We start from the raw sequence: 14,897 nt of genomic DNA, 5'->3' as shown, positions 1-14,897 counted from the left end.
GATGAAGATCCGCTCACAAATCGGCATGGTCCTGAACCTGGACAAATGCATCGGCTGCCACACCTGCTCGATCACCTGCAAAAACGTGTGGACCAGCCGTGAAGGCATGGAATACGCCTGGTTCAACAACGTCGAGTCCAAGCCCGGTATCGGCTACCCGAAAGAATGGGAAAACCAGGACAAGTGGAAAGGCGGCTGGATCCGCAACGCCAACGGCTCGATCAACCCACGCATCGGCGGCAAGTTCCGCGTGTTGGCGAACATCTTCGCCAACCCCGACCTGCCGAGCCTGGACGACTACTACGAACCGTTCGACTTCGATTACCAGCACCTGCACACCGCGCCTTTGGGCGAGCACCAACCGACTGCGCGGCCGCGCTCGGTGGTGTCCGGCAAGCGCATGGAAAAAATCGAGTGGGGCCCCAACTGGGAGGAAATCCTCGGCACCGAGTTCGCCAAGCGCCGCAAGGACAAGAACTTCGACCAGATCCAGGCCGACATTTATGGCGAGTACGAAAACACCTTCATGATGTACCTGCCGCGCCTGTGCGAGCACTGCCTGAACCCGGCGTGCGCGGCATCGTGCCCCAGCGGCGCGATCTACAAGCGTGAAGAAGACGGTATCGTGCTGATCGACCAGGAAAAATGCCGCGGCTGGCGCATGTGCATCAGCGGCTGCCCGTACAAGAAAATCTACTTCAACTGGAAGAGCGGCAAGTCCGAGAAGTGCATCTTCTGCTACCCACGGATCGAAGCCGGCATGCCTACCGTTTGCGCAGAAACCTGCGTCGGGCGTATCCGCTACCTCGGCGTGCTGCTGTATGACGCCGACCGCATCAGCGAAGTGGCCAGCACCGCCAACGAGCACGACCTGTACGAGAAGCAGCTGGAAATCTTCCTCGACCCGAATGACCCGGCGGTGATCCGCCAGGCCCTGGCCGATGGTGTACCGCAGTCGGTGATCGACTCGGCCCAGCGTTCGCCGGTGTACAAAATGGCCGTGGACTGGAAGCTCGCGCTGCCGCTGCACCCGGAATACCGCACCTTGCCGATGGTCTGGTACGTGCCGCCACTCTCGCCGATCCAGAACGCGGCCGCCGCTGGCACCGTGGGCATGAACGGGGTGATCCCGGATGTCGACAGCCTGCGTATCCCCCTGCGTTACCTGGCCAATATGCTCACCGCCGGTGACGAAAAACCGGTCAAGCGTGCCCTGAAACGCCTGCTGGCCATGCGCGCTTTCAAGCGTTCGCAGCAAGTGGATGGGGTTGAAGACCTGCAAGTGCTGGCCGACGTGGACCTGAGCGTGGCCCAGGTGGAAGAGATGTACCGCTACCTGGCGATTGCCAACTACGAAGACCGTTTTGTGGTGCCCAGCGCCCACCGTGAAGACGCGATGAGCGATGCGTTTGCCGAGCGTTCCGGCTGTGGTTTCAGCTTCGGCAGCGGCTGCAGTGGCAGCTCCGACACCAATATGTTCGGCGCCAAAAAGGCTAACCGCCGCGACGTGTTGAAAACCGTCCAGATCTGGGAGGACTGAGCCATGCGCATTCTTAAAGTGATCTCGTTGCTGCTGGACTATCCCACCCAAATCCTGGTCGACGGCCATGATGAGCTGGAAAAGGCGATTATCGAATCGCGGGAAATCAGCCCCAAGCAGCGCGGTGCGCTGTTTGAGCTGCTCGAACTGATCTGCAGCAATGACCTGATGGACGGCCAGGAGCACTACGGCGCGCTGTTTGGCCGTGGCCGCTCGCTGTCGCTGCTGTTGTTCGAACACGTGCATGGCGAGTCGCGGGACCGTGGCCAGGCCATGGTCGACATGATGGCCCAGTACCAGGAAGCCGGGTTTGCCATCGGCGTCAAGGAGCTGCCGGACTACATCCCGCTGTACCTGGAGTTCTTGTCCACCCGCGAAGACATTGAGGCCCGCGAGGGCCTGGCGGATGTGGCGCACTTGCTGGCCCTGCTGGCGGCGCGCCTGGACGAGCGTGAAAGCGCTTACGCCAGTTGCTTCCGTGCGCTGTTGCAGATCAGCGGCGCCGAGCCGCACCAGGCCATCGCCGAGTTGCGTGCCCAGGTCGCCGCTGAAGTCCGCGACGACTCCCTCGAAGCCCTGGACAAGGTCTGGGAAGAGGAGGCCGTGGACTTTATGCAGGCCGAGCAGCAGGACCGTTGCAGCTCGATGCCCAGCGCACCGGGCAAGGCCCGCGAAGAAAGTGCGGTGCCCTTGCACTGGGTGGATTTTCAGCACGAAGGGCTGGCCGCTGTGCCAGCCAAGGAGGTGGGTAATGTCTAAGTGGAATTTGTTGGTATTTGGCGTGTATCCGTATGTCGCCCTGGCCATTTGCCTGTTGGGCAGTTGGGCGCGGTTTGACCTGTCCCAGTACACCTGGAAGGCCGGCTCCAGCCAGATGCTCAGTAACCGTGGCATGCGCGTGGCGAGCAACTTCTTCCATATCGGTGTGCTGTTCGTGCTGGCCGGGCATTTTGTCGGTCTGCTGACCCCGGCGTCGATCTACCACCATGTGATCAGCACTGAGCACAAGCAACTGCTGGCGATGGTTTCCGGTGGTTTCTTCGGCCTGCTGTGCCTGGTGGGCCTGCTGATGCTGGTCAAGCGCCGCCTCACCGATCCACGGGTACGGGCCACGTCGAGCCCGTCGGACATCTTGATCCTGCTGGTGTTGCTGGCGCAGCTGGTGCTGGGCTTGCTGACCATCGTCGCCTCCACCGGGCATATGGACGGTTCGGTGATGGTGATGCTCGCGGACTGGGCGCAGAACGTCGTGCTGCTGCGACCTGTGGAAGCGGCCGCCGCGATTGCCCCGGTGAGCCTGATCTACAAGTTGCACGTGGCGCTGGGTTTGACCCTGTTTGTGCTGTTCCCGTTTACCCGTCTGGTGCATATGGTCAGCGCACCGATCTGGTACCTGGGGCGTCGTTATCAAATCGTGCGGCAGAAGTGAGGAGAACGTCATGACTACAGGATGCGGATGTGGTGGCGGCGGTGCAGGCGGTGGCGGCTGCAGTTCTTCGGCCAAGGCTGTGGACGTTGTGGTACCCGAAGTCGAGGTGGCGGTTGAGCCGCAACTGATCGCCAGTAGCGAGCAGGAATGGCCGATTGTCAGCGTCAACGGGGTGGTGATCACCCCGGAAAACATGGCCCAGGAGTTGCAATATCACCCGGCTGAAAGCCGCGAGGAGGCGGTGTTCCTGGCTGCCCGCGCGCTGGTGATCCGTGAGCTGTTGCAGCAGCGGATTCGCGAGTTGGGTGTGCAACTGGAAGTCGGCGCCGGCGAGAACGAAGAGGAGGCGGCGACCCGCCTGTTGCTGGAGCGCGAAGTCCAGGTGCCGGACTGCGACGAGGCCACTTGTGTGCGCTACTTCGAGAGCAATCGCGGGCGCTTTCACAGCGCGCCGTTGCTGGCGGTGCGCCACATCCTGCTGGAGTGCGCGCCGGATGATGCTGAGGCGCGTCATCAGGCCCATGCCCAGGCCGAGGTGCTGTTGCAGAGCCTGGAAGAGTCGCCCGGCAGCTTTGCCGAGCTGGCGCTGCAGTATTCGGCGTGCCCCTCCAAGGCCCAGGGCGGCTCTCTGGGGCAGGTCAGCAAAGGCCAGACCGTGCCGGAGCTGGAGCGCCAGTTGTTCACCCTGGCCCCGGGCCTGGCCGGCAAACCCCTGGAAAGCCGCTACGGCTGGCATGTGATCTGCGTCGATCAACGCATCGAAGGCCAGGCGCTGCCATACGAGGCGGTGGCCACGGCGATCCGCACCCAGTTGCAGCAAGGGGTATGGCAGAAGGCATTGGTGCAATACCTGCAAACCCTGATTGGCGTGGCCGATGTGCGTGGCATCGCGTTGCAGGGCGCCGACTCGCCGTTGGTGCAGTGACATGAGCCTGGTGGATGGTGTGGGCCGTTCCATTGACTACCTGCGGTTGTCGGTGACCGATCGTTGTGATTTGCGCTGTGTGTATTGCATGGCGAAAAACATGACGTTCCTGCCGCGCCAGCAGGTCCTGACCCTGGAGGAGCTGCAACGGCTGGCGACGGTGTTCGTCAGCCAGGGTGTGCGCAAGATCCGCCTGACGGGGGGCGAACCGCTGATCCGTCCAGGCATTGTCGAACTGTGCCGCCATATCGCCGCGTTGCCCGGCCTGCGTGAGCTGGTGATGACCAGCAACGGCACGCAACTGGGGCGCCTGGCCCGGCCGCTGGTAGAGGCTGGGGTCAAGCGTATGAATATCAGCCTCGACAGCCTCGACCCCGAGCGCTTTCGCGCGATTACCCGCAACGGCGACCTGCGCCAGGTGCTGGACGGCATCGAGGCGGCGCGGGACGCCGGGTTCGAGCGGGTCAAGCTCAACTGCGTGGTGATGAAGGGGCGCAATTTCGATGAAGTCCCGGCGCTGGTGCAATACGCCATCGACCAGGGCATTGATATCAGCTTTATCGAAGAGATGCCGCTGGGCGATGTAGGGCGCTCGCGGGGCGAATCCTTTTGCTCCAGCGAACAGGTGAGGGCGGTGATCGCCGAGCATCATGGCTTACTCGACAGCACCGAAAACAGCGGCGGCCCGGCGCGCTACGTGCGCCTGGCCCGCCATCCGCGCACGCGCATCGGCTTTATCTCGCCCAACTCCCATAACTTCTGCGCCAGCTGCAACCGGGTGCGGATGACGGTGGAAGGGCAGTTGCTGTTGTGCCTGGGGCAGGACAATGCGGTGGATTTTCGGGCGTTGGTACGCCGTTATCCACTGGATGACCGGCCGTTGGTGGAAGCGCTGCACAAGGCGTTGCGGGGCAAGCCATTGCGCCATGATTTCACCGGGCAGGGCGAGGTGCAGGTGGTGCGGTTTATGAATATGAGTGGGGGGTGAGGCTGGCCAACGGTAGTTCCCATTGTTTTGTATCAAGGGCATTCCGCTGGCCCGCGTGGCTTTTTTCGGTCGTTACCATTGCCGGTTTCTACAACGAGCACTATCGAAAAGGAGTTAGGTATGAATCGACCCCCTGACGGCCTCACCGCACCACCTGAGGGATATGGCGACTGGTTGAAAGAACTGAAAAGCCGCATCCACTCTGCCCAACTGCGTGCATCTCTGGCGGTAAACCGTGAACTGGTGCTGCTGTACTGGCAGATTGGCCAGGACATATTGACCCGACAGGCGCAGCAGGGATGGGGAGCAAAAGTCATCGAGCGTCTGGCGCGGGATTTGCGTTCAGCTTTTCCTGATATGAAAGGTTTTTCGCCACGCAACCTCAAGTACATGCGCGCATTTGCTGAAGCCTGGCCGGACGCTGAGTTTGTGCAAGGGGTGCTTGCACAATTGCCTTGGTATCACCAATTAGCGTTGCTCGATAAGCTACCCGGCCCCGAAACCCGTCGCTGGTACGCCGCCCAAGCCATTGAACACAACTGGTCACGCAACATTCTGGTCATGCAGATCGAGACCCGTTTGCTCGAGCGCAGTGGCAATGCTGTCAGCAACTTCGAAACCCTGCTGCCCAAGCCCCAGTCGGACTTGGCCCGCGAGTCGCTGAAAGATCCTTACCGTTTCGACTTTCTGGGACTGACCCTGGACGCGCAGGAGCGCGAGATCGAAAGCGCACTGATCAGGCATGTGACCGACTTTCTACTGGAGCTGGGGGCAGGCTTTGCCTTTGTCGGCAAGCAGGTGCTGCTGGATGTGGGCGGCGAGGAGTTCTTCCTTGACCTGCTGTTTTATCACCTGAAACTGCGCTGTTACGTCGCGATCGAGCTCAAGGCGGGCAAGTTCAAACCAGAACATCTGGGGCAGTTGGGTTTTTACCTCGCTGCGGTGGACGCCCAGCTCAAGCACCCACAAGACAGCCCCACCATCGGCCTGCTGCTGTGCAAAAGCAAAAACAAGATAGTGGCTGAATACGCTTTGCGTGACAGCGCTCGCCCCATCGGGGTGGCGGAGTACCAGTTGGTCGACTCCCTCCCGGCAGAACTCCAAATCAGCTTGCCCAGCATTGAACAGATTGAACGTGAACTGGCCTGTGACGATACGTCTTCGCAAACTTGACCCTGGTCAATTGCAACCCGGCATTCACTGCGTACCATCACTGCATCTTGTGTTTATACGAACTATTAAATCTATATGTAGTGTTTGGAGCCCCCAATGCAGATCACCTCAAGCCCGCTGGTCAGTACCCGCCTACACAAGCGCGATGGCACCCAGGTCGCCTTTGACGCCGAAAAAATCCGCCGGGCGATAATCGCCGCCGGTAACGCCACCGGCGAGTATCAGGAGGCCGAGGTCGATCTGTTGTTGGGGGCGGTGCTCGCCAGGTTGCGCGGGATCGCCCGGCTGGATGTGGAGCAGATCCAGGACAGCGTCGAGCGGGTGTTGATGGATGCCGGGTACTTTATGGCGATGCGCGCCTATATCGTCTACCGCGAGCAGCACGGGCGCCTGCGCCGGGATCGCAAGACCCTGGTGGAGGTCGCCACCTCGATGAACGAGTACCTCGACCGCGAGGACTGGCGCGTGCAGGCCAATGCCAACCAAGGCTATTCCCTGGGTGGGCTGGTGCTTAATGTGTCGGGCAAGGTCACGGCCAATTACTGGCTGGACGAGGTCTACAGCCAGGAGATCGGCCAGGCTCACCGTGAGGCGGACTTGCATATCCACGACCTGGACATGCTCGCGGGATACTGCGCCGGCTGGTCCCTGCGCACGCTGCTGCACGAAGGCCTCAATGGCGTGCCTGGCCGTGTCGAAGCCGGGCCACCCAAGCATCTGGGCAGCGCCCTGGGGCAGATGGTCAACTTCCTCGGCACCCTGCAAAACGAGTGGGCCGGCGCCCAGGCATTCAGTTCGTTCGACACCTACCTGGCGCCCTTTGTGCGCAAGGACCAACTGACGTTCCCCGAGATCCGCCAGGCGGTGCAGGAGTTCATCTACAACCTCAATGTGCCGTCGCGCTGGGGCACCCAGACACCGTTTACCAACCTCACATTCGACTGGGTCTGCCCGGAAGACCTGCGCGAGCAGATCCCGATTATCGGCGGCGAAGAAATGCCGTTTGCCTACGGCGATCTGCAAGTGGAAATGGAGCTGATCAACCGCGCCTATATCGAAGTGATGCAGGCGGGCGACGCCAAGGGCCGGGTGTTTACCTTCCCGATCCCGACTTACAACATTACCCATGACTTCCCGTGGGACAGCGAAAACGCTGACCGCCTGTTCGAGATGACCGCGCGCTACGGCCTGCCGTACTTCCAGAACTTCCTCAACTCCGATATGCAGCCCAACCAGGTGCGCTCGATGTGCTGCCGCCTGCAACTGGACGTGCGCGAGTTGCTCAAGCGTGGCGGCGGGTTGTTCGGCTCGGCGGAACAGACCGGTTCATTGGGGGTGGTGACGATCAATTGCGCGCGCCTGGGCTACCTGTTCAAGGGCGATACCAGTGGCCTGCTGCAACGCCTGGACCACTTGATGGAACTGGCGATGGAGAGCCTGGAGGTCAAGCGCAAAGTGATCCAGCACCATATGGACGCCGGCTTGTATCCCTATACCAAGCGCTACCTGGGCACCTTGCGCAATCACTTCTCGACCATTGGCCTGAACGGCATGCACGAGATGCTGCGTAATTTCACCGGCGACGAGGAGGGCACCCATACCGCCCGTGGCCGCGAGTTTGCGCTGCAGGTGCTGGACCATGTGCGCGCCACGTTGCTGCGCTTCCAGGAAGACACCGGCCACCTGTACAACCTGGAAGCCACACCGGCCGAAGGCACTACCTACCGGTTTGCCAAGGAAGACCTCAAGCGCTACCCCGACATTCTCCAGGCCGGCAGCCTTGATGCGCCGTACTACACCAACTCCTCACAACTGCCGGTGGGCTTTACCGAAGACCCCTTCGAAGCCCTGGAGCTGCAAGACGAACTGCAATGCAAATACACCGGCGGCACCGTGTTGCACCTGTACATGGCCGAGCAGATTTCCTCGGCCCAGGCCTGCAAGCAACTGGTGCGCAAGGCCCTGGGACGCTTCCGTCTGCCATACCTGACAGTAACCCCCACGTTCTCCATCTGCCCGGTGCACGGCTACCTGGCGGGCGAACACGAGTTCTGCCCCAAGTGCGACGAAGCCCTGGGCCTGCCCCATTAATCAGTGGTTACCACAAGTGCCTGTTGCCGGTTTGGCAATAGGCTTCACCCCAAGGAGATTGACCATGCAAACCTCTCAGCCCCAACGCCAACGCTGTGAAGTCTGGACCCGTGTGATGGGCTACCACCGACCGGTTTCGGCCTTCAATCCCGGCAAGCAATCGGAGCATCGCGAGCGTGCGCACTTTACCGAAAGTGCCGCTGCGGCCGGGCGCCAATGAGCCGAGCGCTACGGGTCGGGGGCCTGGTGCCCCTGACCACCCTCGACTACCCCGGCATGCTCGCCTGCGTGCTGTTTTGCCAGGGCTGCGCCTGGCGTTGTCGGTATTGCCATAACCCGGACCTGATCCCCCCTCGCGGCAGCGATGAGGTGGATTGGCGCCGGGTTTTGCTGTTTCTGCAACGCCGCCAGGACCTGCTGGACGCCGTGGTGTTCAGCGGCGGCGAACCGACCTTGCAGGAAGGTCTGCCGGCAGCCATGGACGAAGTGCGCAAGATGGGCTTTCGCATCGGCCTGCACAGTGCCGGGATCAAGCCTGCCGCGTTCGGCCACGCCCTGGCCCATGCCGACTGGGTCGGGTTCGACGTCAAGGCCCTGGCCGAGGATTGCCAGTTGATCACCCGGGTCAAAGGCAGCGGCGCCGCCAATTGGCGCAGCCTCGACCTGCTGCTGCACAGCGGCGTGGACTATGAGTGCCGCACCACCGTGCACTGGCACCTGATTGACCCGCAGCGCCTGCTGCTGCTGGCCCAGCGTTTGCAGGAACGAGGAGTCAAGCGTTTCGCCGTGCAGCTGGTGCGCACCGCGCGCATGCTCGATGAGCAGTTGCCGAGCGTTTCGGCGCAAGCCTTGCTGCCAGAACTGTGGGAAAAAATGCGGGCACTGTTCCCGGCATTTGTTTTACGGGGTTGAGCCTTTCGCACAACCCCTTTCAAGCGTGGCGACTGAACTCCCACCGGATCTACAAAGATGCTGCCCCTTGTGGGCAGGTATTCATCAGGGAGCTTATGACATGACTCGATTAACCACCGCCCGCCGCATCGCCATCGGCTTTGCTATCGCCCCCCTGGCCCTGGCCGGCATGGCGTTGTACGCCTTGCACGACCTGGGCACCCTCAAACAACAGTCGGAGCTGATCGTGCAGCAGGACTGGCCGAAAATCGCCCCGATCATGGTGATTGCCACCGGTGTGCGCGATAACGGCCGCAACACCCGAGACTTGCTGATCGACCAGGATAACCAGGCGGCCCAGCAGGCCATTGGTACTACCCGGCAACGCATCACCGACGCCTTTACTCAGTTAGAGCCGTTGTTCGATACGGCCGCCGGCCAGGCGGCCTACGCCGACCTGAAGAAACACCGCGAAGCCTATGTGGGCGCCTTTACCCAGGTGCAGGCACTGATTCGCCAGGGCGCCCATGCCGAGGGTGTGGCCCAGCTCAAGCAAAACGTACAACCCGCCGAGCAGGCGGTGTTCAAGAGCCTGGAGGCGATGATGGCCCTGCAGGGGCAGATTTTTGCCGAGCGCGAACACGCAGCGCAAACCCTGTACAGCGACGCGCGGCGCAATATGCTCGGGCTGTTCCTGCTGTGCGTGGCTCTGGTGGTGGCGGCAGCGGTGATTGTCACCCGCAGCGTGACCCGGCCCCTGGGCGGCGAGCCCGACGAGGCGGCGCGGGTGTTGAGCCAGATTGCCCAGGGCGACCTGACCACGGTAGTGCCAACGGCAGGCAGCGCTGACGGCAGCGTGATGAAGAACCTGCAGCAGATGCAGCACAACCTTAACGAAATGGTGCGCCAGATCGCCGCGTCGGTGGACCGCGTGGCCAGTTCGTCCGAGGAGTTGAGCGCGGTCAGTAGCCAGACCAGCAGCAGCCTGCAGTCGCAAGGTATGGAGATTGAACAGGCGGCCACCGCGGTCAACGAGATGACGGCGGCGGTGGATGAGGTGGCGCGCAATGCCGTCAGCACCAGCGAAGCCTCGCGTATGTCGGCGCAGACCGCCCAGCTTGGGCGTGATCAGGTGCAGGAAACGGTCGCCTCGATCAGCACCCTGGCAGACGGCGTGAGCGGCACGTCGGTGCGCATCCAGCAACTGGCCGGGCGGGTGCAGGACATCAGCGGCGTGCTGGAGGTGATCCGCAGTATTGCCGACCAGACCAACCTGCTGGCGCTCAACGCGGCCATCGAAGCGGCACGGGCCGGGGATGCCGGGCGTGGTTTTGCGGTGGTGGCTGATGAAGTGCGGGCCCTGGCCCATCGCACCCAGGCCTCGACCCAGGAGATCGAGCAGATGATCGGCAATATCCGCCTGGACACCGAACAGGCCGTGACCGCGATGCAGGGCAGCAGCGACCTGGTGCGAGCCACCTTGAGCGTGGCACAGCGCTCGGGCGAGGCGCTGGAAGCGATTACCCAGTCGATCTCGCAGATCAACGAACGCAACCTGATGATCGCCAGCGCCACCGAAGAACAGGCATTGGTGGCGCGGGAAGTGGATCGCAACCTGGTGGGCATTCGCAACCTGTCCGAGCAGGTGTTGCTGGGGGCCCGGCATACCGATACGGCGGGGCATGAGCTGGCGCAGATGGCCAGCGAGTTGCACCTGACAGTCGCCAGGTTCCGCGTTTAGCGCTGGGCCTGTGTGCGGGCTTGCCCGAATGCCGTTCAGTTAAGCGCAGATCCGCTGTGGGAGCGGGCTTGCCCGCGAAGACGTCGGGCCAGTCAACATTAATGTTGACTGACCCACGGCTTTCGCGAGCAAACCCGCTCGCACATTTGATCTTCGCCGCTTTGAGTATTGCGTTCGCTTGACTGAATGGCGTCTTACAGGTTCCAGCCCCAGAACTGTAGCCACCAGCCATACGCCACCAGCCCATTACCCAGTAGCAGGCAAGCCGAGGCAGCGCAGCGTCGCGCCAGGGGTAGATCGGCCAGCTGTGTCCACGCCAGCCACACACACCAACCAACAGCCCCGACCAGCAATGTGCCGCGCGCCGGCTGTACCCATTCGAGCAGCAACCCTTCGTAGCGCAACAACTTCACCGTGGTGGCCGACAGCCCGAGGAACAGCCCCGCACCGCCCAGGGGCGTCAAGGTCAACGCCAGGGCCCAATACCGTGCACGATCACCGCTGATTCTTGCGGCCAGGCGCACCAGCCCCATCAAGGCGCCGCCGATCAGCAGGCCGCTGGCGCCCAGGTACGCGACGATGCAAAAGCCGTCCAGCCAACTGAAACTGTCGTTGGCCTGGGGGTAATGGGTCAACAGCCACCAGGGCGCGCTGTCCTGCAATGGCCACAGCCAGTCGCGCTCCACCAGCCACTGCGCCAGGGACTGCTTGAGCGTGATAAACCATGGGCTGACGGTCCACTGGAAGGCGCCCATCGCCAGGCCGATCACCCCGAACAGCAACAAGCGCGTATCCCAGGCCAACGCGGGTTTGCGTGGGGCCTGGAGGATTTCGCTATTGCATGAGCGGGCAATCAACTGCACCGCGCCCCTTTGCCCGCTGCAGCGCCCGCAGGCGTGGCAATCGCTGGCGCCTTGCAGGCGGCGGATGTCCAGCAGCGGCGCGCAGTTGGGCAAGGGCAGGCGCGGGCCGTCGTTGGCTTTCCAGCGTTGTTCGTCGACCTGGAAATGCACCGGTGCCAGGCGCGCGAGCAGGGCGAACACACCGCTGACCGGGCACAGGTAGCGGCACCACACCCGTTTGCCGCGCACGAACAACAACCCCACCAGCACGGCGGCCACGGTCGAACCGCCGAGGATCAGCAAGGCCGCCTGGGCGTAGTCGTAGACACTGATCAACTGGCCGTAGAGGGTGGTCAGGCAGAAGCCTACCGTGGGCCAGCCGCCCCAGCGGATCCAGTTCGGAATGCCCAGGCCACGTCCATGGCGGCTGGCCCATTCGCTCAAGGAGCCTTCGGGGCAGAGCACGCCGCACCACACCCGGCCGAACAACACGATGGACAGCACCACGAACGGCCACCACAGGCCCCAGAACAGGAACTGTGCCAGCAGCGTCAGGTTATCCAGCAGGCGTGCCTGGCTGTCGGGCAGCGGCAGCCACGCCGGCACTACCAGCAGCCCGGCGTAGAACAGCACCACGGCCCATTGCACGCCACGAATCACCCGCCCATGGCGGCGCATGCCATCCCCCAGGCGTTGCAGCCAGGGGGTGTTCACAACGGCGCTCGCCGGGCCCGGTACAGCCCGCGGCCGACCAGCAACCAATACCCCGCCAGCACCAGCAGGGTGATAGTGCTGGGCGTCGCGCGGTAGCCGGCAAACCCCGCGAGCACGGCGCCCAGGCCGTGGCTGTCACTGAGCAGCACGCTGCTGTCCCACCAGGCTTCGCCGACCAGGGTGTAGACCCAGTTGGGCATGTCCATCGCCAGCAGTTGCCCGCCGATACGTTCCACGGCGGCCACCAGCAAGGAGGCCGCCAACAGCAGTAACAGAGCCTCGCTGAGGGCGAAAAAACTCGACCAGGAAATCAACCGGCGTGTACTACGCAGCAGCATCACTGTGAGCCCGGCCAACACCAGGCCCAGCCCGCCGCCAATGGCGAACAGAGCCAATGCCGGGCCGTCCAGATGGGCGCCGGCGCCGTACAGAAACACCACGGTCTCGCTGCCTTCACGGCTGACCGCCAGCAGCGCCAGCAACAGCAACCCCAGGCCACCCTGGCGTGCCGCGCGCTCGTCGGCTTCGCGCAGCAGGGTATGGCGCAGGCCCGGCCCGTGGCGATGCATCCAGAACACCATCTGCACCATCAGTAGGCTTGCCAACAGGGTCATGCCGGCCTGGAACCATTCGCCGCCAGGCCCGCTCATGGCTTCGCCGGCCCACAGCATCAGGCAGGCCAGCCCGGCAGAACACAGCAGGCCCAGCACCACGCCAGCCCACAGGAAGCGCCCCAGGCGCGAGTCCTCGGGCTGCTGGCTGATCCAGGCCTGAAGGATGCCGATCACCAGCAACGCCTCGACGCTTTCGCGCCAGACGATAAACATCGATTGATTCATCAAATGCTCCTGGGCCGTTATTCGGCGAGGATGCTGCCTTCGGGCAGCTGTGAGTTGAATTCGTCGAAAAAGGGATAGGCGCCCGGTTTGAGCGGGTGGATCACCACAAAGGTGGTGACCCCCGGTGACAGCACCTTTTCCACGCGCAGTGGTGTGCTCTCGAACTCGGCCGGGCCCTGGCCGATGTTTTTCAGCACGATCTTGAAGCGCTGGCCGGCCGCCACCTTGAGTTGCGCCGGAGTGAAGTGGCCGTCTTGCAGGGTCAATTCATAGGTGGGCAAGGGCGCGGCCAGGGCCGAGCCACAGGCCAGCAAGGCGCAGAGGGCGAGGGGGCGGCGCATTCAGTAGCCGCCTTTTTTGCCGATCCCCGCGTAGACGAATTCGTAGTGCACTTCACAGCGCTCGAACCACGGCGCGACCCCGGTTTCCTTATCGGTGTGTCGGCCCAGTGAGCCATGGCCGCTGGGCGGCATCACGGTAAAGGTCAGCTGATATTTGCCCGGGCCCAGCAGCTTGACGTTGTCGCCGTAGTGCGGCCCGTCGTTGGCCACCATGGCGTGGAACTCACCGATGATCGGGCTTGCGCCGCTTTGTTTCTGCAGGCGGAACGACACGTTGAGGTAAGGCACGAAACTGCCCTCCTGGAAGCCCTGCTGGTTGTCGGCGGTGGCGCGGATATCGGCTTCCAGATGCACATCCGAATCGGCGGTGGCGCGCATCATGCCTGGCGGTGCCATCTCGATCGGTTGCAGATAGACCGCGCCGACTTCCAGGCCAGGGCACATTTGTGGCTCGCCGATCGGGTATTCCTTGGCGACGGCTGCGCCAGTCGACAACAGCAGGGCCAGTGACAGCGTGAAGGGGATACGCATGGGTACTTCCTGACAGGGCAAATGAGAAGTCGAGTCTAGAAAGCTTTGCTGTAAATAATAATGATTCCTGTCAAGTTTCCAGGGATATACACATAACCATTCTTGACGTTGGTCAAGGCCGTGGGGCGGCGCCAGCCGTAGGATCCAATCACTGCCCACCGCTGTGGAGCCTGCTCATGGCCAAGCCATTCCCGCTCAACCCCAAACACCCCGAACGTATCTGCTGGGGCTGTGACCGTTACTGCGCAACCACCTCCCTGGCCTGCGGCAACGGGGCTGACCGCACCATGCATCCGGCCGAGATGATCGGCGACGATTGGTACCTGCATGGTGATTGGGGGATTGAGTTGCCGATTGCTACGGACAAAGTGCCGGAAGCTGGCTGACCGGTGGTGAGGGGACTTGCCAGGTGCCTGAGCAGTCGTTGGCATTTTTTCTGAACCCTCACGTTCACCCCTGGCCCTAAGGTATATGACCTCAGGAGGTGAACCATGCAAATCGAATACATCTGGATTATTTTGGCAACGCTGTTGGTGCTGGCTGAGTTGTGGGCGATCAACTGCGTATTGCGCAGTGCCAGTCGAGCCGAAACCAAGATGCTGTGGGTCGTGGTGATTGTATTCGTGCCCCTGCTGGGCATGATTCTGTGGGCGATCACCGGGCCCAAGGCGATTGCCAAGGAAAACGCCGGCGCCAATCGGTGAACCTCCCGCGTAAAAAAATCGTTTAAATGCCAAAAGAGTTGTCCACGAAAACCGTGGGTATCTCTGTGGATAACCTTGCGCGGGCCCGGCAGCGCTGGCGATTCAACCCGCGGTTAATATTTGATCAGGATCGTTCGCAAGCCTTTTG

Annotated in this window: 16 protein-coding genes; 12 read left to right on the top strand and 4 right to left on the bottom strand. The window is 62.4% G+C overall.

Annotated features, from left to right (window positions below; genetic code table 11):
- Position 1: 1 nt before the first annotated feature.
- The 10 genes from narH to PSH73_RS13610 all read left to right on the top strand — a co-directional run bounded on the left by narH (position 2) and on the right by PSH73_RS13610 (position 10,778).
- A complete protein-coding gene (gene narH, locus PSH73_RS13655) occupies positions 2-1,540 on the top strand; it encodes a nitrate reductase subunit beta (RefSeq protein WP_029291316.1) in 1,539 nt (512 codons plus the stop codon).
- A gap of 3 nt (positions 1,541-1,543) precedes the next feature.
- A complete protein-coding gene (gene narJ / locus PSH73_RS13650) occupies positions 1,544-2,299 on the top strand; it encodes a nitrate reductase molybdenum cofactor assembly chaperone (protein WP_057436843.1) in 756 nt (251 codons plus the stop codon).
- Positions 2,292-2,969 carry a respiratory nitrate reductase subunit gamma gene (gene narI, locus PSH73_RS13645; protein ID WP_057436841.1) on the top strand — a complete coding sequence of 226 codons (678 nt, stop codon included), beginning with the start codon at positions 2,292-2,294 and terminating at the stop codon, positions 2,967-2,969. Before narJ ends, narI begins: the two co-directional genes overlap by 8 nt.
- A 10-nt stretch (positions 2,970-2,979) precedes the next feature.
- Complete coding sequence (locus PSH73_RS13640) at positions 2,980-3,894, top strand: peptidylprolyl isomerase (RefSeq protein ID WP_305460720.1); 915 nt, start codon at positions 2,980-2,982, stop codon at positions 3,892-3,894.
- Position 3,895: 1 nt separating this feature from the next.
- Positions 3,896-4,882, top strand: coding sequence for a GTP 3',8-cyclase MoaA (gene moaA, locus PSH73_RS13635; protein WP_057959380.1), 987 nt, complete (start codon positions 3,896-3,898; stop codon positions 4,880-4,882).
- Positions 4,883-5,002: 120 nt separating this feature from the next.
- The gene (locus PSH73_RS13630; RefSeq protein WP_128592999.1) at positions 5,003-6,055 is read left to right on the top strand and encodes a YhcG family protein; all 1,053 of its coding nucleotides are present in this window, start codon (positions 5,003-5,005) and stop codon (positions 6,053-6,055) included.
- A gap of 96 nt (positions 6,056-6,151) precedes the next feature.
- Positions 6,152-8,146, top strand: coding sequence for a ribonucleoside triphosphate reductase (locus PSH73_RS13625; protein ID WP_186625158.1), 1,995 nt, complete (start codon positions 6,152-6,154; stop codon positions 8,144-8,146).
- A gap of 64 nt (positions 8,147-8,210) precedes the next feature.
- On the top strand, positions 8,211-8,366 hold the full coding sequence (nrdD, locus tag PSH73_RS13620) for an anaerobic ribonucleoside-triphosphate reductase (protein WP_038441552.1): 156 nt from the start codon (positions 8,211-8,213) through the stop codon (positions 8,364-8,366).
- Positions 8,363-9,058, top strand: a complete 696-nt coding sequence (locus PSH73_RS13615; protein WP_305460717.1) for an anaerobic ribonucleoside-triphosphate reductase activating protein — start codon at positions 8,363-8,365, stop codon at positions 9,056-9,058. Before nrdD ends, PSH73_RS13615 begins: the two co-directional genes overlap by 4 nt.
- A gap of 100 nt (positions 9,059-9,158) precedes the next feature.
- The gene (locus PSH73_RS13610; protein WP_273879043.1) at positions 9,159-10,778 is read left to right on the top strand and encodes a methyl-accepting chemotaxis protein; all 1,620 of its coding nucleotides are present in this window, start codon (positions 9,159-9,161) and stop codon (positions 10,776-10,778) included.
- Positions 10,779-10,972: 194 nt separating this feature from the next.
- Here the strand turns inward: PSH73_RS13610 and PSH73_RS13605 are convergent, their stop codons facing one another.
- The 4 genes from PSH73_RS13605 to PSH73_RS13590 are packed head-to-tail and all read right to left on the bottom strand — an operon-like array spanning position 10,973 to position 14,045.
- Positions 10,973-12,298 carry a 4Fe-4S binding protein gene (locus PSH73_RS13605; protein ID WP_305462710.1) on the bottom strand — a complete coding sequence of 442 codons (1,326 nt, stop codon included), beginning with the start codon at positions 12,296-12,298 and terminating at the stop codon, positions 10,973-10,975.
- Between the two features lie 32 nt (positions 12,299-12,330).
- Positions 12,331-13,173, bottom strand: a complete 843-nt coding sequence (locus tag PSH73_RS13600; RefSeq protein WP_057959385.1) for an FTR1 family protein — start codon at positions 13,171-13,173, stop codon at positions 12,331-12,333.
- Positions 13,174-13,190: 17 nt separating this feature from the next.
- Positions 13,191-13,514 (bottom strand): cupredoxin domain-containing protein, encoded by a 324-nt coding sequence (locus tag PSH73_RS13595; RefSeq protein WP_057436827.1) that lies wholly within the window; start codon positions 13,512-13,514, stop codon positions 13,191-13,193.
- Positions 13,515-14,045 (bottom strand): iron transporter, encoded by a 531-nt coding sequence (locus PSH73_RS13590; protein WP_057959386.1) that lies wholly within the window; start codon positions 14,043-14,045, stop codon positions 13,515-13,517.
- 176 nt (positions 14,046-14,221) lie between these two features.
- Between PSH73_RS13590 and PSH73_RS13585 the strand changes: the two genes are divergently transcribed.
- Together PSH73_RS13585 and PSH73_RS13580 are read left to right on the top strand one after the other, a co-directional pair.
- Complete coding sequence (locus PSH73_RS13585) at positions 14,222-14,431, top strand: DUF3079 domain-containing protein (RefSeq protein ID WP_057436825.1); 210 nt, start codon at positions 14,222-14,224, stop codon at positions 14,429-14,431.
- A gap of 105 nt (positions 14,432-14,536) precedes the next feature.
- Entirely contained in the window at positions 14,537-14,749 is a 213-nt protein-coding gene (locus tag PSH73_RS13580; RefSeq protein WP_057959387.1) for a PLDc N-terminal domain-containing protein, read from the top strand.
- Positions 14,750-14,897: the final 148 nt, after the last annotated feature.

It is taken from the genome of Pseudomonas sp. FP2294 (genome assembly GCF_030687625.1).
GTDB lineage: Bacteria > Pseudomonadota > Gammaproteobacteria > Pseudomonadales > Pseudomonadaceae > Aquipseudomonas > Aquipseudomonas shahriarae.
Note: the sequence above shows the minus strand (reverse complement) of the source record. Positions and strands in the feature narration are given on the sequence as shown.